The 18774-nt window shown below is 69.9% G+C and carries 15 protein-coding genes; 9 read left to right on the top strand and 6 right to left on the bottom strand.

The genetic code is table 11. The annotated features are described in order from the left end of the window. Window positions 1-34: 34 nt before the first annotated feature. Genes mdlC through ABD333_RS35530 form a run of 3 tightly spaced genes read left to right on the top strand, consistent with a single transcriptional unit; the run spans window position 35 to window position 4443 of the window. Window positions 35-1675, top strand: a complete 1641-nt coding sequence (gene mdlC / locus ABD333_RS35540) for a benzoylformate decarboxylase (protein ID WP_344546961.1) — start codon at window positions 35-37, stop codon at window positions 1673-1675. Next, entirely contained in the window at window positions 1672-3081 is a 1410-nt protein-coding gene (locus tag ABD333_RS35535; protein ID WP_344546960.1) for an FAD-binding oxidoreductase, read from the top strand. The genes mdlC and ABD333_RS35535 overlap by 4 nt, the downstream gene beginning before the upstream one ends. Before the next feature lie 24 nt (window positions 3082-3105). Further along, window positions 3106-4443: a cytochrome P450 gene (locus ABD333_RS35530; protein ID WP_344546959.1), complete on the top strand. Its 1338-nt coding sequence runs from the start codon at window positions 3106-3108 to the stop codon at window positions 4441-4443. Between the two features lie 20 nt (window positions 4444-4463). On the opposite strand, the gene ABD333_RS35525 is transcribed toward ABD333_RS35530, so the two are convergent. Then, window positions 4464-6170, bottom strand: coding sequence for a serine/threonine protein kinase (locus ABD333_RS35525; protein ID WP_344546958.1), 1707 nt, complete (start codon window positions 6168-6170; stop codon window positions 4464-4466). Between the two features lie 175 nt (window positions 6171-6345). After that, window positions 6346-7017: a transcriptional repressor LexA gene (lexA, locus tag ABD333_RS35520; protein WP_425546957.1), complete on the bottom strand. Its 672-nt coding sequence runs from the start codon at window positions 7015-7017 to the stop codon at window positions 6346-6348. Window positions 7018-7159: 142 nt separating this feature from the next. Here lexA and ABD333_RS35515 point away from each other — a divergent pair, with 142 nt between their 5' ends. Then, window positions 7160-8998, top strand: a complete 1839-nt coding sequence (locus ABD333_RS35515) for an ABC transporter ATP-binding protein (RefSeq protein ID WP_344546956.1) — start codon at window positions 7160-7162, stop codon at window positions 8996-8998. Window positions 8999-9039: 41 nt separating this feature from the next. Here ABD333_RS35515 and ABD333_RS35510 read toward each other — a convergent pair whose 3' ends face one another. Then, a complete protein-coding gene (locus tag ABD333_RS35510; RefSeq protein ID WP_344546955.1) occupies window positions 9040-9924 on the bottom strand; it encodes an NAD(P)-dependent oxidoreductase in 885 nt (294 codons plus the stop codon). A gap of 49 nt (window positions 9925-9973) precedes the next feature. On the opposite strand from ABD333_RS35510, the gene ABD333_RS35505 reads away from it, so the two are divergent. Continuing rightward, window positions 9974-10381, top strand: a complete 408-nt coding sequence (locus tag ABD333_RS35505; RefSeq protein WP_344546954.1) for a MerR family transcriptional regulator — start codon at window positions 9974-9976, stop codon at window positions 10379-10381. A gap of 50 nt (window positions 10382-10431) precedes the next feature. On the opposite strand, the gene ABD333_RS35500 is transcribed toward ABD333_RS35505, so the two are convergent. Then, window positions 10432-11277 (bottom strand): NAD(P)H-binding protein, encoded by an 846-nt coding sequence (locus ABD333_RS35500; RefSeq protein ID WP_344546953.1) that lies wholly within the window; start codon window positions 11275-11277, stop codon window positions 10432-10434. 129 nt (window positions 11278-11406) lie between these two features. After that, window positions 11407-12444, bottom strand: coding sequence for a saccharopine dehydrogenase family protein (locus ABD333_RS35495; protein WP_344546952.1), 1038 nt, complete (start codon window positions 12442-12444; stop codon window positions 11407-11409). Between the two features lie 101 nt (window positions 12445-12545). Between ABD333_RS35495 and ABD333_RS35490 the strand changes: the two genes are divergently transcribed. From ABD333_RS35490 to ABD333_RS35480, 3 genes are all read left to right on the top strand, one after another. Continuing rightward, window positions 12546-13493 carry a GlxA family transcriptional regulator gene (locus ABD333_RS35490; RefSeq protein WP_344546951.1) on the top strand — a complete coding sequence of 316 codons (948 nt, stop codon included), beginning with the start codon at window positions 12546-12548 and terminating at the stop codon, window positions 13491-13493. A gap of 316 nt (window positions 13494-13809) precedes the next feature. Further along, entirely contained in the window at window positions 13810-14679 is an 870-nt protein-coding gene (locus ABD333_RS35485; protein WP_344546950.1) for a DUF5753 domain-containing protein, read from the top strand. Window positions 14680-14812: 133 nt separating this feature from the next. After that, on the top strand, window positions 14813-15724 hold the full coding sequence (locus ABD333_RS35480; RefSeq protein WP_344546949.1) for a hypothetical protein: 912 nt from the start codon (window positions 14813-14815) through the stop codon (window positions 15722-15724). A 44-nt stretch (window positions 15725-15768) separates the two neighbouring features. On the opposite strand, the gene ABD333_RS35475 is transcribed toward ABD333_RS35480, so the two are convergent. Further along, the gene (locus tag ABD333_RS35475; protein ID WP_344546948.1) at window positions 15769-16869 is read right to left on the bottom strand and encodes a ligand-binding sensor domain-containing protein; all 1101 of its coding nucleotides are present in this window, start codon (window positions 16867-16869) and stop codon (window positions 15769-15771) included. Between the two features lie 1143 nt (window positions 16870-18012). Here ABD333_RS35475 and ABD333_RS35470 point away from each other — a divergent pair. Continuing rightward, window positions 18013-18678, top strand: coding sequence for a hypothetical protein (locus tag ABD333_RS35470; RefSeq protein ID WP_344546947.1), 666 nt, complete (start codon window positions 18013-18015; stop codon window positions 18676-18678). Window positions 18679-18774: the final 96 nt, after the last annotated feature.

Here is an 18774-nt window from a genome sequence, read left to right as displayed (position 1 = left end):
GAGTACAAGCAGGGGAGATTCATGGAGGAGTCACATGACCACCGTCCGTGAAGCGGTCTGGGACCTGGTTCGCCGGCACAACGTGACCTCGGTCTTCGGTAATCCGGGCTCGACCGAGCTGTCGATGCTCGACCGCTTCCCGCCGGACCTGCGCTATGTCCTCGGTCTGCAGGAGGCCGTCGTGGTGGGGATGGCCGACGGTCACGCCCAGGCCACCGGCACGATCGCCATGGTCAACGTGCACACGTCGGCCGGTCTGGGCAACGCCATGGGGGCGATCGTCAACGCCGCCGCCAACCGGACGCCGATGGTGGTGACGGCGGGCCAGCAGGTCCGGGCGATGATGACCCTGGAGGCGCTGCTGACCAACGTGGACGCGACCGTTCTGCCTCGTCCGGCCGTCAAGTGGGCCTATGAGCCACCCCGCGCGCAGGACGTGCCGCACGCGCTGGCCCGTGCCTTCCATCTGGCGGCGAGCCCACCGTGCGGCCCGGTCTTCGTGTCGTTGCCGATGGACGACCTGGAGATGGACCTGGGCGACGCGACCGGCTCCGGCTCGGCCGCGGAGGCCGCCGCGGCGGTCATCGACCGCCGCGTCGCCGCGCGGGCGACCGTCCCGGCCGACGAACTGGCCGCACTGGCACGGCGGATCGACGCGGCCGCATCCCCCGTCCTGGTCCTGGGCGGGGAGGTGGACCGTTCGGGAGCCTTCGCGGCGGCGATCGAACTGGCGGACAAGGCCGGACTGCCGGTCTGGGCCGCGCCGCTGGAGAGCGGCACCTGCTTCCCCCAGACCCATCCGCGGTTCCAGGGCTTCCTGCAGCCCGCGATCGGCCTGCTGGCGCAGCAGCTGTCCGGGCACGACCTGATCGTGGTGGCCGGAGCACCGGTGTTCCGCTACTACCCCTACATCCCCGGCCCCTACCTTCCGCCGGGCGCGGCGCTGGCGCACATCACCAGCGACCCCGATGAGGCGTCCCGCGCGCCGGTCGGGGACGCTCTGGTCGGCGACGTGGGTCATGCCCTCACGACCCTCGCCGACCTGGTCAAAGAGGCCGAGCGCACTGTGCCCCAGCGCCCCGGCCCCCACGTTCTGGCTGAGACCGGTAGCGGGGCCGGGACCGGGGCCGGCCAGGGCATGGCGCCCGAGAGGGTCTTCGCGACGATGGCCCGGGTCCTACCCGAGCACACCTTGTGGGTGAACGAATCCCCGTCCAACACCCTGATCTTCCAGGACCAGGTACGGCTCACCGCTCCCGGCTCGTTCCTGTTCTGCCAGGGCGGCGGGCTGGGGTTCGGGCTGCCCGCCGCGGTCGGCGCCCAACTCGGCAGGCCGGACCGCCGCGTCGTGGCGGTGATGGGCGACGGGTCCATGCAGTACGCCATCCCCGCGCTGTGGACGGCCGCGGCCTACGACGTCCCGGTGACCGTCGTGGTGCTGACCAACCACGAATACGCGATCCTCAAGCTCTTCGGGCGCCTGGAGAACGTGTCAGGCATTCCCGGCCTCGACATCGACGGCATCGACATCCGGGCGATCGCCACCGGATACGGCGTTCCGGCGCACCTGGTGTCCTCACCCGCCGAGCTCGCCGACCTGCTCGGCGCGGAGACCACCGGTCCGCGACTCCTGGAGATCCCGATCTCCGCCACGACCAAGGACCTCATCTCATGACCACAACGTCCGCCCAGACCACCTGGCTGACGGCGCTGCGCGAGACGCTGCCGCCGGACGCCCTCCACGTCGACCCCGAGACGCTCGCCGCGCACACCCGCGACAGCGCACCGTTCAGCGAGGCGGGCACACCCGCCGTCGTCGTCACACCCGTGACCGTCGAGCAGGTCCAAGGCGTGTTGCGGACCGCGCACGCCCACCGGGTGCCCGTCGTCCCGCAGGGCGCGCGCACCGGCCTGGCCGGTGCCGCGAACGCCGACGAGGGCGGCATCGTGCTGTCGACGCTGCGCATGGACCGCATCCTGGAGATCGATCCAGGCAACCGGCTCGTCGTCTGCCAACCGGGCGTCACCAACCGCGCCCTGTCCGACGCCGTCGCCGAACACGGGCTGTTCTTCCCTCCGGACCCCGCCTCCTGGGACACCTGCACCATAGGGGGCAACATCGCCGTCGGTGCCGGTGGTCTGTGCTGCGTCAAGTACGGCGTCACCGCCGACTACGTCATGGGCCTGGCGGTCGTCCTGCCCAACGGCGATCTCGTACGGACCGGACGCCGCACCGTCAAGGGCGTCGCGGGGTACGACCTCACCCGGTTGTTCGTCGGTTCAGAGGGGACCCTCGGCGTCATCGTCGAGGCCACCTTGGGGCTGCGCCCGCCCCGGCGGCCGTCGCTGGCCCTGCTCGCGGCGTTCGGCAGCACCACCGCCGCCGGAGAGGCCGTCGCGGCGATCATCCGGCACGGGCACGAGCCGTCCGCCCTGGAGTTGATGGACGCCGTCAGCACCAGCGCCGTCGTCGACCTCGGACATCCGATCCTCGACCGTTCGGCCGCCGCCACGCTCATCGTCGAATCCGACGACGCCGACCCGGCCCGTGCGCTCGACGAGATCGCGCGGCTGTGCCGCCAGGCGGGCGCCCTGACGGTGACCGTGGCCGCCGACCAGGAACAGACCACCGCCATCCTGGACACCCGGCGCCTGGTCCTGCCCGCCACCCAGGTCAAGGCTGAGCAGATGCCCGGCGACACCACCGCGTTCATCGAGGACGTCTGCGTGCCCCGCACGCGCCTGGCCGAGTTCATCGACCAGATCGCCGCGATCGCCGAGGAGTACGGCCTCTACATCTCCACGATCGGCCACGCGGGAGACGGCAACCTGCACCCGACCGTGGTGTTCGACCGCTCCGACCCCGACGCCGTCGAACGGGCCACCCGCGCCTACGACGCCATCATGGCGGCGGGGCTCGAACTCGGCGGCACCATCACCGGCGAGCACGGCGTGGGGACCCTCAAACGCGACTGGCTGAGCTGTGAACTCGACCCCGGAGCCCTGCGCATCCAGCACGGCATCAAGAAGCTGCTGGACCCGCTGGGCATCCTCAACCCCGGCAAGGTCCTGGCCATCTGAGTCTCCCGCCCTCGGAGGAAAGCAATGCCGCAAGCGGTTCCGCGCACGACCATGTTGGAAAGCCTGAAGTTCTCTGGCCTGTACACGCTTCCGGCGCTCCTGCGCGGAGGATTCGTGCTCAACCCCACCGCGACGCGCCTCACCGAGAGGCTGGACACCAACGCCAGGGCCGGGCGCCTGTGCATGCGGCTGCGCGTCCGCTACGGCGGCCGGTCCGTCTGGGTGAAAGGCCCTACCGGCAAGGTGCTGCTGGTGCTCTCCCAGGGCGACATCAAGAAGGCCCTGTCGGCCTCGGACTCGGTCCTGTCCCTGTGCACCAAGGAAAAGCAGCGCGGGTTGTCGGTCTTCCAACCGGACTCCCTCATTCTGTCGTCGGGCGAGCTCCGTGAAGACCGCCACCGCTTCCACGAGGCCGTGCTCGAACCCGGACGCCTGCCTCACTCCCTGGCCCCCCGCCTGCGCGAAGTCATGGCGCAGGAACTCGACGGACTCCTCGGACACCGCCAGTGCGAGCTCGACAGGGACCGGCTGCTGCGCGGCTATCACCGGGCGGTCCTGCGGTTCGTGTTCGGAGACGCCGCACGCGATGACACCCGGATCATGGAAGCGCTGCGAGCGCTGCGCCGGGAGGCCAACTGGATGGGCTTGCGGCGATGGCGCGCGTCCCAGATCAAGGCACATCGCCAGACGATGGACGGCGCCATCCAGCGCTACGTGGACGCCGCCGACGCCGACAGCCTGGTGGGCCGGTTCACGTCCGCGCCGCACACCGACGCCACCCGTCCCGCCGGTCAGGTCTCGCACTGGCTGATGGCTCTGGACGGCATCGGCAGCGCACTGCTCCTCCCCGCTCTGGCGGTGCTCGCCGGTCATCCCGACCAGTGTGAACGGGCACGCCGGGAGGCGGTCCAAGGCGGAGGCGGCTTCCTGGACGCGTGCCTGCTGGAGACGGCGCGCCTATGGCCGCTGGTCCCCACGCTGGCGCGCACTCTGACCGAGCCGCTCGACTGGCACGGCACGCGACTCCCCGCCGGAACGGACGTGATGATCCCGCTCGCGGTGCACCATCGCAATCCGCAACTCGACTACGCCGACGCGTTCACCCCTGAGGCCTGGCTGGACGGGCGCGCCCAGCAGGACTGGTGGATCGCTCCCTTCTCCCGCGGTCCCGGACAATGCCCCGGCTCCGACCTGGGCCTCCAGGCAGGCACCGCCGCGCTGGCCGAGATCCTGCGCCAATACGCCCTCAGCCCCGTCTGCCCGTTCCTGGGCCCGCACCGGCCACTTCCCCGGACTCTGGATCCCCTCTCCCTACGCCTGCGCATCCGTCCGCTCGGCAGCCGCGACGACGCCGACGACTAGCGCGACGCTGTTGTCGGTTGTCAGACGACTCGGGCGCAGAGCACGCCCTTAAGGTAGTTGTCCCAGGTCCGCGAACCGCTAGGGCATCTGCTCTTGTAGTAGCCGGTGAACTTGAGGATGTAGTTGAAGCCCTTGGGAACGGTGCTCTTGCCGCATCCCCACGAGGTCATCAGGCCGTGCCCGGTGATGGCCACCCGACCCGGCTTGCTGCCCCGCTTACCCAGGAAGCACTCGCCCTCCCTGAACTGCCTCCGTACGCACAGATAGATGTTGTCCCCGTCGTGCGTGGGGGACCTCCACCATGACTCCCCGTCGAGCGCCTCGGCGTTGCACGCGGAGCTTGAGTCCTCGATCCTGAACACCTTCAGGTAGGCGTCACTCCGGCTGCAGGAGACGGCGTTCGGCATGGTCTCGCTCCAGTCACTGGAGTCGTAAGGGTCCTGGTAGGCGTCCAGGCATTCTCCGACCGAGATCTCGTCGAACGCGTCGTACGTCGGATCGGGTGTCGGGCTCGGGCCGTAGGTATTCCTGCTGCCACTGGTGAAGCTGCTCGCCCGGCTCGGACTCGGGCTCTCGGACGGCGTCCCGGTCGGGGTGGAGCCCGCGTTGCTCGACCCGCCGGACCGATCGGCGCCGGCCAATGCGATCAACACGACGACCAACAGGACGCCCACGACCGCTGCCACGACTCCGAGACCGGGAAGGGCCGACGGCCTGCCCGGAGTCCGGCCTGGAGACCGGCCCGGCGGCTGGAATGCGGGCTGGAAGGGGGGACCCGGCGGCCCGCCCGGCGGCTGGAACGGCGGAGGACCGGTGCCCGCGCTGGGCCTCCCCACGAAGACCTCGGTCTCGGCCACCCGTGTGGCGATCATCGTGGTGAACGTCTCCGGCAGGGAGGTCACCTCGCCCGCGGCCAGGGCGGAACAGCGCTCCAGGAACTCCGCGACCGCAGGGCGGTCGTCCGGGTCCTTCTCCAGCCCGGCGGCCACCAGCGGCAGCAGTGACGCAGGGACGCCCGTCAGGTCCGGGTCCTCGTGGCGGACGCGGTAGCCGAGGGCATCCGCCGGCCCCTCCCCGAACGGGTGCCGGCCGGTGGCCGCGAACGCCAGCACGGCGGCCAGGCAGAACACGTCGCTGGACGTTCCAACGTCGCCGCCCACGTACTGTTCGGGCGACATGTACCCGGGCGTGCCCACGACCACCATGGACATGCTCTGCGAGGAGACGTCCATCGCGCGGGCGATGCCGAAGTCGATGATCCGCGGCCCGTCCTGGGCCAGCAGCACGTTCCCCGGCTTGAGGTCGCGATGGATCACGTTCTGGTCGTGGACTGCCCGCAGCCCCTCGGCGAGCCCCGCACCGAGCGCCGCCACCGCCGGTTCGGGCAGCGCGCCGTTCTCGTCGACGGCGTCCTGCAACGACGGCCCGGCGATGTACTCCGTCACCAGCCACGGCGGATCGGCGTCCGGGTCGGCGTCCACCACCTGCGCGGTGTAGAAGCCTCCGATGCGACGCGCCGCCGCGACCTCCTTGGCGAACCGCCGCCGGAACGCGGCGTTGTCGGCGAAGTGCGGATGGACGACCTTGACCGCGACCAGCCGCCGCCCCTGCGAGCGGCCGAGATAGACCTGGCCCATCCCGCCCGTTCCGAGCCGCGCCAGCAAGAGGTACGGCCCGATCCGTTCCGGATCCCCGGCCTTGAGCGCCCTGAGTCCTGCGCCGGACATTCCACCTACTCGACTCTGTCAAACACCACTGTTCACTTGAGCCAAGCGTAGAGGAGGGAGATCATCAAGGTCTGCGTCTTTGGACGCACCCGCACGGCATCCGCGCTAACGCCGGACCGAGAGAACTCGGAAATCCGTCGTGAGCGGTTAGTGGGTCCAGCCGATGACTTGGTCGTCAGATGTTGCGGAGCACGGACACGACGACGCCCAGGATGACGGCGTTGTCGCCGTCGATGACGTCGTAGGCCGGGTTGCGCGGTTCTAGGAGGACGTGGCCGTTGCGGCGCCGGTACACCTTGACGGTGGCCTCGTCGTCGATCATCGCGGCGACGATCTGGCCCGAGTGGGCTTCGGGCTGCTGCCGGACCACGACGATGTCGCCGTCGCAGATCGCGGCGTCGACCATCGAGGCACCGTGGACGCGCAGGCCGAACACGGTGCCGCGGCCGGTGAGCTCGCGAGGCAGCGACAGCGTGTCATCGACGTGCTCTTCGGCGGAGATGGGAGTGCCGGCGGCGATGCGGCCGACCACGGGTACGGTCACCTGGGCGCCGGCGGGCTCATGGGCCCGGTGTTCGCGCAGGAACATCCGCACGTCGATCGGCCGGGCCATCGAAGCGCCCCGGCTCAGGAATCCTTGCTCTTCCAGGCTCGCGAGGTGCCGGGACACCGACGATGCCGACCGCAGGCCGACGGCATCGCCGAGCTGGCGCGTGCTCGGCGGATATCCGTACTTGACCACCCAGTCCCTGATCGCGACCAAGATCTGCTGCTGGCGCGGAGGCAGCACCGAGGTGTCCAGACCCTCGAACCCATCACGATCATCGTAGGAGGTCACGCACGGCAGTGTAGAGGTCCCGCGAGGCCGAACCGGGTAACCGCCGCGAGCCGGTTGCGCGGGCCTTGTGCCGTCACGCGTCGGCGGAAAATCGTTCGCCTGGCGCAGACCGCCCACGGCAGCATGGGAGACCGGCGGCGTGGGAGGACGGGTGGCTGTGCTAGGGGTACGAGGGGGCTCCCGGGACGGCCAGTCGACCCGGAAGCGAGCGGTTCTGCTGGCGCTGCGCTACTACTGCGACGTGCTGCGCCGTTACTGGCGGATCTCGGTTCCGGCGATGGTCTTCCCAGCGCTCGGGAACACCTGTCTGTACTACCTGACACCGCTGATGGTGGCCGCTCTGGTCGGACATCTGGCCGGCGGCGGGGCGAGTGACCTCGCCGGGCTCCTGCCCTACCTCCTTGGGTTCGGCGGCCTGATGCTGGTGGGCGAGGTTCTGTGGCGAGTGGGCCTGCACTTCCTCAACCGGACGGACGCCCGGGGCATCGAACGGCTCGGCAATGTCGGTATGGACGAGTTGCTCGCCAAGGACCCCGCGTTCTTCCACGACAACTTCGCCGGCGCGCTGACCAAGAGGATCCTGGGTTTCTCCAGCGGATTCGAGCACTTCGCCGACACGCTCACGTTCTCGATCATGGCCAACGTGATCCCGCTGTCCTTCGCCTCGGTGATCCTCTGGCACTATCACCCGATCCTGGTCCTCGTGCTCGTGGGGCTGATCATCGTCACCGGCCTCCTCGTCACCCCGTTCATCCGCCGCCGGCAGGTGCTGGTGGACGAGCGGGAGGCCGCCAAGGTCCGCGTGTCGGGCCACGTCGCCGACGTGCTGACCAACATGGAGACGGTCCGTGCGTTCGCCGCCGAGGAACGGGAGGCCGCCGAGTTCCGGGGCCGGATCGCCGAGCAGTCACGGCTGTCGCTGCGTTCCTGGGACTACGGCAACCTCCGGGTCGACACGATCGTCGCCCCGATGTCGATCCTGACCAGCATCCTGGGGCTGCTCGCCGCGGTGGGACTCCGCGGCGGCCTCGGGGTGGAGGCCATCGTGGTGACGTTCAGCTACTACACCAACGCCACCCGGATCATGTTCGAGTTCAACCAGGTCTACCGGCGGATCGAGAGCACGCTCACCGAGGCCGCGCAGTTCACCGAGCTGCTCCTGGTGCCGGCGACCGTCGTCGATCCGCCCGACCCGCAGCCGTTGCGCCAGGCCGACGCGGCGGTCCGCTTCGAGCGGGTGCGGTTCGCCCACGGCGACCGGCCGCCCCTGTTCGATGGGCTGGACCTGGAGATCCCCAGCGGTGCCAAGATCGGATTGGTGGGCCGGTCCGGCGGCGGCAAGACGACCCTCACACGGCTGCTGCTGCGCCTCATGGACATCGACGGCGGCCGCATCCTCATCGGTGGCCAGGACATCGCCCGGCTGCGCCAAACCGACCTGCGCAGCCTGATCGCCTACGTTCCGCAGGACCCCGCGATGTTCCACCGTTCGGTGCACGACAACATCGCCTTCGCCAGGCCGGGCGCCAGCGATGCCGAGGTCCTGGAGGCCGCGCGGGCGGCGCACGTCACCGAGTTCGCCGAGAGCCTGCCGAAAGGCTTCGACACCCTGGTCGGCGAGCGGGGCGTCAAGCTTTCCGGCGGCCAGCGGCAGCGCGTCGCGCTCGCCCGCGCCATCCTGCGGGACGCCCCGATCCTGCTGCTGGACGAGGCGACGAGCGCTCTGGACTCCGAGAGCGAGCTCCTCGTTCAGGAGGCTCTGTGGCGCCTGATGCGCGACCGTACCGCACTGGTCGTCGCGCACCGCCTGAGCACGGTCGTCCGCATGGACCGCCTGGTCGTCCTCGACCGGGGCCGCGTCCTCGAACAGGGCTCCCACCGAGAGCTCCTCCACGCCGAAGGCCCGTACGCCCGCCTCTGGCACCACCAGTCCGGGGGCTTCCTCACCGAGGACGCCACGCCGGACGCCCTCGACCGCCGCCCGGCGTGACCGGAACTCTCAGCAGGCGAGAGTTCCGGTCCCGGGACCGGTCAGGCGCCGCGCGGTTTGCCGAACTCTTCGATCAGCACGGGATACTGCTCTCCACCGTGGCCGGCGGCGATCGAACGGTCGGCCATCGCCTTCATCAGCTTCGGCCATTCGGCGTTGACGCCCACCGCCTCGCTCTCCGCGATCAGGTGTTCCATCGCCCGTGCGTCGGTCTCCAGAGCCGACACCTCGGCCGGGAAGGAGCCGCTGTCGATCTGCTCGGCGTACCCAGGCAGCCACCCGGCCACGCCGGTGGCCATCTGCTGCGCGAACGGCGCGTACGTCGCGGCGTCCACACCGGCAGTCCTGAGAAGCGCGGTGCCCTGGAGCCAGGCGTTCAGGACGCTCCACATCATGGCCAGCCCGGCCACGTCGTACAGGGACGCCAGCCCAGGGTCCGCGCCAAGGTAGGTGGCGGTGCCGAGCGCGTCGAGCGTTGACTTGTGCGCCTCGAAGTCCGGCTGCGGCCCGCTGTGCAGGATCACCGCCTCGGCGGTCCCGATCGCCGGTGGAACGGCCATGATGGCGCCGTCCAGGTAACGGGCCCCGCGCTGCTCGGCCCATCGGGCGGCGTCGCGTGCCTGGGCCGAGTCGCCCGACGTCAGGTTGATCAACATCGTGCCGTCCAGCTCGACGCCGCTCCCGAGCAGCTCGTGCATGGCCTGGTAGTCGGTGACACAGATGATCGCCAGGGAGGCCGCCTTGAGCGCGTCGCCGACCGTTGGCGCCAGCCGTGCCCCCTGCGCCACCAACTGGTCGGCCTTCGAGGTCGTACGGTTCCAGACGGTCGTGGGATGCCCGGCCTTCAGGAACGCGCCGGCGAGAGCCTGGCCCATCAGGCCGAGTCCGATGACTGTCACGGGTGTACCGGTGTTGTCGTGGTTCATGGCAGCATCGTCAACGTTGATGCCGGTGTGAAGGTCAAGTGAGGTCGCGATGCTAATCGGGGAACTGAGCCGTAGGACGGGCGTCAACGCCCATCAGCTGCGCTACTACGAGGCCCACGGCCTGCTGCAGGCGGACCGCGGCGCGAACGGTTATCGCGAGTACGACGAGGCCGCGGTGTTGCGGGTTAAGCAGATCCGGCATTTGCTCGCTGCAGGGCTGTCCTCCGAGGACATCGCGTACCTGCTGCCCTGTGCGGTAGGCGAGGCCCCGGAACTGTTCGGGTGTCCTGAGCTGCTGACCGCGATGCGGTCACGGCTCCAGCGCCTGGACGACCAGATGGCCAGGCTCGCTCAATCCCGGGATGTCCTTGCCGACTACATTGATGCGGCCGAACGAACGGGCCGCGAGAGCTACCCGCCCTTTGACGGCACCGACCTGGAATCCGTCCCGGCCTGAGCAGTCGACTACGCTCCCGGCCGCCCCGAGGACGGGGCGGCCGGAGGCGTTCACCGGAAGGCTTCGACGTTGCGGCGGGCCCACTCGGCGAAGGAACGGGGCGCGCGGCCGAGCACCCGCTTGGCGTCCGGGCTGAGCCGCAGTTCGGCGGCGTTCGGCTCGCCGAGGACGGCCAGCGTGGTCTCCACGACCGGCTCCGGCATGAACGCGACCATCCGCGTGTACGCCTCGTCCCTGGTCAGCTCCACGAACCGCACCGGCTCACCGAGGGCCGCGCCGATGGCCTCGGCCTGCTGCCGGGGCGTGACAGGCGCCGGTCCGTTCAGCTCGTAGACCTGACCCGCGTGTTCGTCCTTGCGCAGGGCCACGGCCGCGACCTCCGCGATGTCCGCCGGATCGATCACCGGAATCCCGACGTCACCGAACGGCGCGGCGACGGTCCGTTCGGCGCGTACCGACTCCGCCCAGGCATAGGCGTTGGACGCGAAGCCGCCGGGTCGCAGGATCGTCCAGGCCAGGCCCGACTCGCGCACGGCGTCCTCCAGCGCCCGCATGGTGCCGCCGTGTGAGGGCGACTCCGGCCTGGTCACCACGCCCTGCGAGGAGAGCAGCACCACCCGCCCGACTCCGGCGTCCTTGGCCGCCTCCAGAACGGCTTGCGGGTCGAGCCCGTAGCCGCCCGCGCCGCCGTCGTGCAGGAACAGGGCCTCGGCGCCCTCAAGGGCAGGCCGCATGGTCTCCGGCGCGGACAGGTCGGCCCTCACGTGCCTGACGCCTCCCGGCAGGTCCACCGGGGTCTTCCCTCTCGACACGGCCGTCACGTGCATGCCGGCCTCTGCCACGGCCCGCACCAGCGGCCGCCCGACATTCCCGGTCGCACCCGTCACCAAGATCATGATCGTCTCCCGCGTTCTTCCTAGTGGTTTGTCGCGATGACGGGGACGCTAACAGCCTTGGGATAGTAGGTACCTAGGAGAAAGTGACTACCTCAGGCGACCATTGCCCAGGGCGGATGAGGCGCATGGTCAGCTGAATGTGCTGAGCGGGACGTGCAGTGAGAGGTGTGCGGACAGGGCGCGGAGGAAGTCCGGGGCGTCGAAGGCCGCGCCTGCGGAGACGACCCCGGTCGCCTTGGTTCGGCCGGTGAGGACACGGTCGACGGCCTCGACCGCGAGTGGAGCGCTGACGGCGTAGATGTCCTGGCCGGTGGCGACGACGCGGCGTTCCGTGCCGCCGGAGCGGACGAGGACGTCGATGACGAAGGTCTGCGCGGAGCGACCGCGTTCGTCGACGGCGGCCGGTGCGGAGGCGCCGGGCGCGGACAGGTCGGCGGCCGCCTTGGCGGTCATGTAGGTGCGCACCTCCGGGACGGCCAGGTGGCTGGGAACGGTGACGACGTCGGCCATGGTGAACTCCCCGATGACCTTCTGGGGGCCGAGCGGGGCAGGGAACGGCCACTCCAGGGTCGGCAGAGCGTCCTCGTGGTATTCCAGCCGTCCGCCGGTGAAGCGGACCCGGCGGCCACCCCGCCGCCGTCCCGAGACCGCGCCCGAGGCGAGCGTTCCTGCGGTCGGGTGCCAGCTGCTCAGGCCGTAGGCGATGTGCGCCTCGTCCGCCGCCGTCCAGTCGCCCATCGCGGTGGTGACCAGCAGGTCACCGAGGCCGCCGTAGAACGCCATCGCCGGGACCACCATCGTGCCCGCGGCGCGGGCACGCTCGGCGAAGTGCGTGAACGTGTCATGGTTCGCCTCGATCTCGGCCGCCACGTCGACGTACGGGATGCCGGCGCGCAACGCCGCCTCGATCAGCGGGGCGGCGGTCGCGGCGAAGGGCCCGGCGGTGTTGATCACGGCGACGGCGCCGTTCAGCGCGCGGTCGAGCGACTCCGGATCGTCGACCGTCGCCTGCCGCGCCTCAAGTCCCGGCTGGGCCAGTGCCAGCAGCTTGTCGCGGTCGCGACCGAGGAGCAACGGGGCGTAGCCGCGCTCGCGCAACTCCGCGACCACGAACCGCCCGGTGTGCCCGTAGGCGCCGAACACCGCCACGTTCCGACGCGATCCCATGCCTGCTCCCGCGTGCTCGAAGTGATCCACTGTGGAGATCCTGTCCCGGGCGCCCCGTCCGTACCAGTGTCCGGAACGACATGACCCGTACAATTCCCGACATGAGTTCTGTCCCGCGTTCCGTCGCGGTCGCCGCCACCGACGGGATGCTGCACTTCGAGCTGGCCCTGGCCTACGAGGTCTTCGGCTCCGCCCCGGCCGCCGTGCCAGGCCCCTGGTACGACGTCAGGGTGTGCGGTGCGCACGCCGTCCGGGTCGGCCGATTCCAGGTGGAGCCGGACTGCGGGCTCGACGAGCTGGCGAACGCGGGCACCGTGATCGTCCCCGCCTTGGTGGACGTCGAGCAGGATCCGCCGGCCGACCTGGTCGAAGCGGTACGCGCGGCCCACCAGTCGGGCGCGCGGGTGGTCTCCCTGTGCACGGGCGCGTTCGTGCTCGCCGCCGCCGGTCTGCTGGACGGGCTGCGCGCGACCACGCATTGGGCCCACACCGACGAACTTGCCGCGCGCTATCCACGGGTGACGGTCGACCCGGACGTGCTCTACATCGACAACGGCAGCGTGCTCACGTCCGCGGGCAAGGCCGCGGCGATGGACCTGTGCCTGCACCTCGTCCGCCGTGACCACGGCTCGGTGATCGCCAACGTGGTCGCCCGCCGCCTGGTCGTGCCGCCCCACCGGCCGGGGGGCCAGGCCCAGTTCGTCACCACACCGGTGCCCGCCCAGGACGGTCACCCCCTGGCCGAGCTGCTGGCCTGGGTGATGCGGCGGCTGGACGAGCCGCTCACCGTGGAAGACCTGGCCCGCCAGGCGAACATGAGCTCGCGCCACCTGGCCCGCCACTTCCGTTCGATCACCGGCACCACGCCGCTGCAGTGGCTGCTGACACAGCGGATCCGGCGCGCGCAGGAGCTGCTGGAGACGACCGACGACAGCGTCGACACCATTGCCACGGCCGCGGGCATGGGCACCGCGACGACACTGCGCCGCCACTTCCACCGCACGGTCGGCGTACCCCCGGACGCCTACCGCCGGACCTTCCGCGCCTAAGCCGCGCTCCTTCCGGCGGGAGGCCGCAGATCTCGCCTCAACGGCGTTCGATGGTCGCGAGGCCACTTGACCGGCGGAGGGCATCAGCACGCGGAAGATGTTGAGGGTGTGCCCGGTCCGGTCGAGGGCTCAGCGGGATTGGAGACGGCGGCGGGTTAAAGTCGGATGAGCCAGTAGCCGTGAGGCTCCGCGCAGGGGCCTTGACCAGGGGTAGGGGATGCAGGCAGAGGGCATGGGGGTCGGCGGCGACCACGGTTCGCCCTACGACGCCCATGGCGCCAACCCTTCTCATGGGCTTGACGGCGGAGTGTGCGAGGTGCCTGACGAAGGCCCGGTGCTGGCCCGTGTGCTGCTGGGGTTGCGGTTGCGCGAGCTCCGTCGTGTTCGCCGCATGACCGCCGGGCAGGCCGCCGACGGGATATCGGTCTCGGCCGAGGCGATCAACTGGCTGGAGTCAGGATGCGCTCCGGTCAGCCTTCACGAGGTCATCGACCTGTGCGAGCTGTACGGCGTCGCCGACCTGACCGAGCGCACCACGTTGCTGAGCCTGGCGCGCGAGGCCAACGTCGCCGGCTGGTGGGATCGCTACAAGGGGGTTGTCCCGGCGTGGCATCTGCCCTACCTGGGGTTCGAGCATGCCGCGCGTGTCATCCGGGCCGTGGGAGTCCAGTCCGTCCACGACCTGCTGCAGACCCGCGAGTACGCCCGCGCACAGCTCGAACAGGCCTACCCCCTGCTGACCGACAGCGAGATCGAATTGCGGGTGGAGTTGCGGATGGCACGCCAGCACCTGCTGCACCGCGACGCGCCACCCCACCTGTGGGTACTGGCCGAGGAGTCGTCGCTGCGGCGCCCCGCCGGAAGCCGCGCCACCATGTTCCGGCAGCTGGAGCACCTGATCGACCTGTGTGACCTGCCCCGGGTCACCGTGCAGATCATCCCGTTCGGCCGCAGCGTCCCGGCCGTCAACCGGGGCGCCTTCACCCTGCTGAGCCTGCGGGGTTTCAGCGTGCCTGGCTCGCTGCCCGATCTGGTCTACCTCCAGCAGCTCACCACCGGCCTTTACCTGGACTCCCACCCTGAGGTCGAGCGCTACCGGCACGCGCACCACGCGCTCGCCACCAGCGCCGCCGTACCGGCGTCGCAAACGCAGTCGCGGTTGCTGCGGATCAGCCGCGAGTTGTGATCGGCCTGATGGCTCCTCGGACCGCGCGATGAATTCGTGGGCGAGGTACGGAGATTGTCGTATGACACAGAAGCGCGCCGTGTGACGTGGCACCATGGCACGGACGTACCCGGCAACGAGGGCGGGTTGGTACTTGACCAGGAAGTACGCGGTACATCCGCCACGCGACGAGTTCGCCGCCCTGCTCAGGGCGTTCCACCGCGACTGCGGCAGGCCCCGCTACAGGCGGATCGTCGCCGAGTTGCCCCTCGTCCTGAAGGCCTACCCGCAGCTGCGAATCGCGGAGACGGTGAGTTTCTCCAAGTCCGCGATCAGTGAGATCCTCAACGGCCGCCGTCACGGACTGCCCGACCCGATCTGGGTCGCCTGTTTCGTGTTGTGCTGCCAGCGCCTCGCCGCCGCGTCCGGCCGCCTGCCGTCGGATCCAGGCCGCAGCACCCTGCCGCGCTGGCAGGCCGCCCTGCGCAAGGCCGAGGACAAGGCAGAACGGCTCGGCCTGCCCGTCCGCCACGGTTGCCACCCCTCGGCCTCACCGTCGCCGCCTGCTGCCGTGCCACAGAACCCCGCGCCGGTCCAGAGTCCAGCGTGGGCGGACGAGGCCCCGCTGGTGCCGCGCCCGCGCTTTCCCGACGTGGCCGAGCGCGCAGTGGTCCTGACGTCCACGATCCAGTTGAGCGAGGAGGCCTGCGAGCACGTCGCCTCGTTCGGCGATCATGCGCGCGGGCTTCTGGCCGGAGCGATGGCCCGCGACCCTGAGGCTGTGTACCAAGTGGCCATCCTGCTGTCGGGAGACCGACGGCACAGCGACGCGGCCATAGCGCTGCTGATGGCCGCCGCCGCCACCCGCCACCACCTCGCGCTGGTGCTGTTGCAGGAGAGCCCCCGCAACCTCAACCGGCGGCTGGCCGTGGCCCACGCTCACGAACTGGCCAGGCTCGCCGCCGAGAACGGCGACCACATCGCGGCGGTGACCTTCTACGAGTGCGCCGCACGGGTGATCACGCCACCCTCACGATCACAGCACTCGGCCCGCCCTCCGACCTGACAGCCGGCCGTGGGCGCCGGAGTGGTCTCCGGCGCCCGTCAGCGTCAGCGGCCGTAGCGCAAGATGACGCTTCCCTGGGGCGGGCGCCAGTTGAATCCAGCGGCCAATGCCGAATCGGTCTTGGGAACGGCGACGAGGTCGCCCCACTGGAATCCGCTAGCGACAGGCGTGAGGTTGCGCCGGGCCAGCTTTGCGCCGGTGTGGCGCAACGTGTCAATGGACAAGGTCGTGTAGGCGTAGGGGTCTGGCGCATCGGGTGTAGCAGTAATGGACTGCCGGTACGACGCCGCCCAGATTCCACCCTTGCCATCGCCGGACAGCGTGGACACCACGTCCTTGGGCAACCGGTTGTGGTGCCACTTGCCCTTGGCGCGCCGGAGCAGGACCGTGCCCGGTTGCGACCAGTCTCCCTGCTGGAACCCGACGGCGATCCACACGTTCCCGGCGGTGACCTGGACGGCGTCGAGACGCGGCCGTACCGGCCCGTAGCGGCGGTCGGGCGCGACAGGCAGGGCGATCTTGGGCAACGCCACCGTGCGCCAGGCCTTGCCGTTGAAGTGGAGGACAGAGGAACGCCCCAGCCCCCAGATGTCGTTCGGCGTACGGACGCTGACTTCGCGCAGGCCGCCGGGTGCCGGAAGACTGGTCCACCGGCCGTTGCGGAAGTGCTTGAAGAACGCCTTTCTGTCATCACGCCCGACGATCCAGGCATGGCCCGGACCGAGCACGTCAAGATCGGTGACCGTCGTCCGGCCTGAGCCCATGAGCTGCCAGCGTTTGCCGTTCCAGCGCGACACCACCGACCGGGTGCTGGAGGCGACGTCTCCCGTCCCCTTCGCCACGGCGGTGCCGGCGGTCCAGACGTTGGACGGCCCGGACGCTTCGATCAGCGAGATCTCACGCAACGGGAATCCCTTGGGGCCGACCGGGTTGCGGACGACCGTCCACCGGCCGCCGTTCCAGTGCCTGATCTGCGGAGCAGTGAAGTAGGACCCGGTGCGAGGATCGAACTCCTTGGTCCTGCGCGCCCCCGCCGCCCAGGCGTTCTTCGGACCCACACTCGCCAGATCATTGACCATGACGTCGGCCCCGCCCCGGAAACCGACCCGCCACTCAGCCGTGGCGGCGGCGGCCGGAACCGCCACCAGACCCGAACCAGCCGCGACAGCGGCCGCAACAACAACGCGATGAGTTTTCACATGAAGGTGACGGACGCCATCCGACCGCGGTTGTCCCTCCGAAGATGAACATCTCGTGATCGGAGACCACCTCCAGATCATCACCTCGCGGAGAAGTGTTCTGCGCTGGTCTGCGCCGTTCGATGTCGTGCTCGTGTGGTCGCAAACCGTTCTGATGGCGGCATTTCCCTGCATATGACGGTCATGGTCCGACATGGTTCTCACGCAGGCCGGTAGGCCGCCTATCCCCATGCAACGAAAGAGCTCTTCGCCATGCCCACGCTGCCTGCCGGCACCAAGCCACCCTTTGCCCCAACCGCCACCACAGCCACCGCGGTGACAACCGCTGCGATCACCACCGCTGCGCCGACCAGTACAACCGCAGCCACCGCTGCGGCACTCTTTGGGGTGACCACCGTGGTCTCCGCCGTTGCGCCGACTTGTGCGGCCACGTCTGCGGTCCCTGCTGCGGCATCCTCTAGGCCGCCCATCACGGCCTCCGCCGCTGTGGCGGCTTGTGCGGTCGGTGGTGCGCCATCCTTTGGGGTGACCGCCGTGGCCTTCGCCGCTGTGGCGGCTTGTGCGGCCGCGTCTGCGGTCGCTGGGGCGGCACCGTTTGCGGTGACCGCGGTGGTCTCCGCCGCTGCGGTCCGTGGTGCGGCTCCCTTTGGGGTGATCGCGGTGGTCTCCGCTGTTGTGGCGACTTGTGTGGCCGTGTCTGGGGTTGCTGGTGCGGCAGCGTTTGGGTTGGCCGCCGTGGCTACTCCGGCTCCTTTCGGGGGCATCACTGCTGCCACGTTTGCGGTCGGGTGGTGTGGCGGCGGTGCGGGGCGGGGCCGTCTGCGGGGCAGCTTGCGGTGCGCGACCCGCCGTGGGCCCAGGGGTTGGCAATGAACTGGGGGCATGGTCGACCAGAGGCTTATGGGCCGAGATCAGCCGACGAGCGGTGCCTCCAGGCCGCACTGACAATCCGCTGGATGCTCTTCACCGGCCGCAGGCTGCACGAGCGGCCGCATCTGCATGACCTTCCTGCTGACCAGCTGGTCGATTTCTGGGCCGACGACCACGTTGATCCACCAGTTCCTGACACCTCATGGAGCCGATAGCCCTATGCGCGTTCAGTACCTCCTGCGGTTGCTCACCCGAGCTCGCCAGCGGACCACCGCACACCTGCCCCGGCAGAGCGACGGACGTGGGCAGGGCAAGCACCGGCGGCAGTACGGCGTCATGTTCGTCTTCGACATAGCCGACTTCAGCAGCCGCCCCGCCTATGTGCAGGAACAGCTTCGTGACGTTCTCTACGACATCGTGGAGAAGGCTTGCAACCACGCCGGGGTGCGTTGGCGTCACTGTTTCCGCGAGGACCGCGGAGACGGAATGTTCATCCTTGACGCGCACGAGCCCGACTCAGCTGTGGTCATCAACCAGCTGGCCGTCCGCATCGCCGACGCACTGCACCGGCACAACCTCGCGGCCCGCGCCGCGGCGCGCATGCAGCTGCGCATGGCCGTCCACGTCGGCTACTTCCGCCCCGACCCCCATGGCATCACCAGCCCCGACCTCATCCACACCTTCCGGCTGCTCAACGCCGAGGCTTTCAAGAAGCACCTGGCCGCCAGCGGAGCCGACCTCGCCCTCATCGTGTCCGACTACCTCTACGGCACCGCGGCCAGCTACAACCAGATCGACCCCGGCGACTACCGGCCCATCAGCGTCATGATCAAGGACGAGGAGCATCGCGCGTGGATCAGGCGGAACATTTGCACCGCGTCGTGAGCCTCCCGCGGGTCATCGCCGATCAGGCGGCTAGATCCGACGGTGTGGCTGCCGGTTGGTGCCGCGCCTTACACCAGGGCGTCTTGCCTGGAGGAA

Origin of the sequence: Actinomadura fulvescens (assembly GCF_039533225.1) — a bacterium.
Taxonomy (GTDB): Bacteria; Actinomycetota; Actinomycetes; order Streptosporangiales; family Streptosporangiaceae; genus Spirillospora; species Spirillospora fulvescens.
Note: the sequence above shows the minus strand (reverse complement) of the source record. Positions and strands in the feature narration are given on the sequence as shown.

Bases quoted from the DNA above. Each gene is read 5' to 3' on its own strand.
- mdlC (WP_344546961.1), top strand. From the start codon at position 35: ATGACCACCGTCCGTGAAGCGGTCTGGGACCTGGTTCGCCGGCACAAC.
- ABD333_RS35490 (WP_344546951.1), top strand. From the start codon at position 12,546: ATGAGTTCTGTCCCGCGTTCCGTCGCGGTCGCCGCCACCGACGGGATG.
- ABD333_RS35510 (WP_344546955.1), bottom strand. From the start codon at position 9,924: ATGAACCACGACAACACCGGTACACCCGTGACAGTCATCGGACTCGGC.
- ABD333_RS35470 (WP_344546947.1), top strand. From the start codon at position 18,013: ATGCGCGTTCAGTACCTCCTGCGGTTGCTCACCCGAGCTCGCCAGCGG.
- ABD333_RS35525 (WP_344546958.1), bottom strand. From the start codon at position 6,170: ATGTCCGGCGCAGGACTCAGGGCGCTCAAGGCCGGGGATCCGGAACGG.
- ABD333_RS35530 (WP_344546959.1), top strand. From the start codon at position 3,106: ATGCCGCAAGCGGTTCCGCGCACGACCATGTTGGAAAGCCTGAAGTTC.
- ABD333_RS35495 (WP_344546952.1), bottom strand. From the start codon at position 12,444: ATGGGATCGCGTCGGAACGTGGCGGTGTTCGGCGCCTACGGGCACACC.
- ABD333_RS35505 (WP_344546954.1), top strand. From the start codon at position 9,974: ATGCTAATCGGGGAACTGAGCCGTAGGACGGGCGTCAACGCCCATCAG.
- ABD333_RS35500 (WP_344546953.1), bottom strand. From the start codon at position 11,277: ATGATCTTGGTGACGGGTGCGACCGGGAATGTCGGGCGGCCGCTGGTG.
- ABD333_RS35535 (WP_344546960.1), top strand. From the start codon at position 1,672: ATGACCACAACGTCCGCCCAGACCACCTGGCTGACGGCGCTGCGCGAG.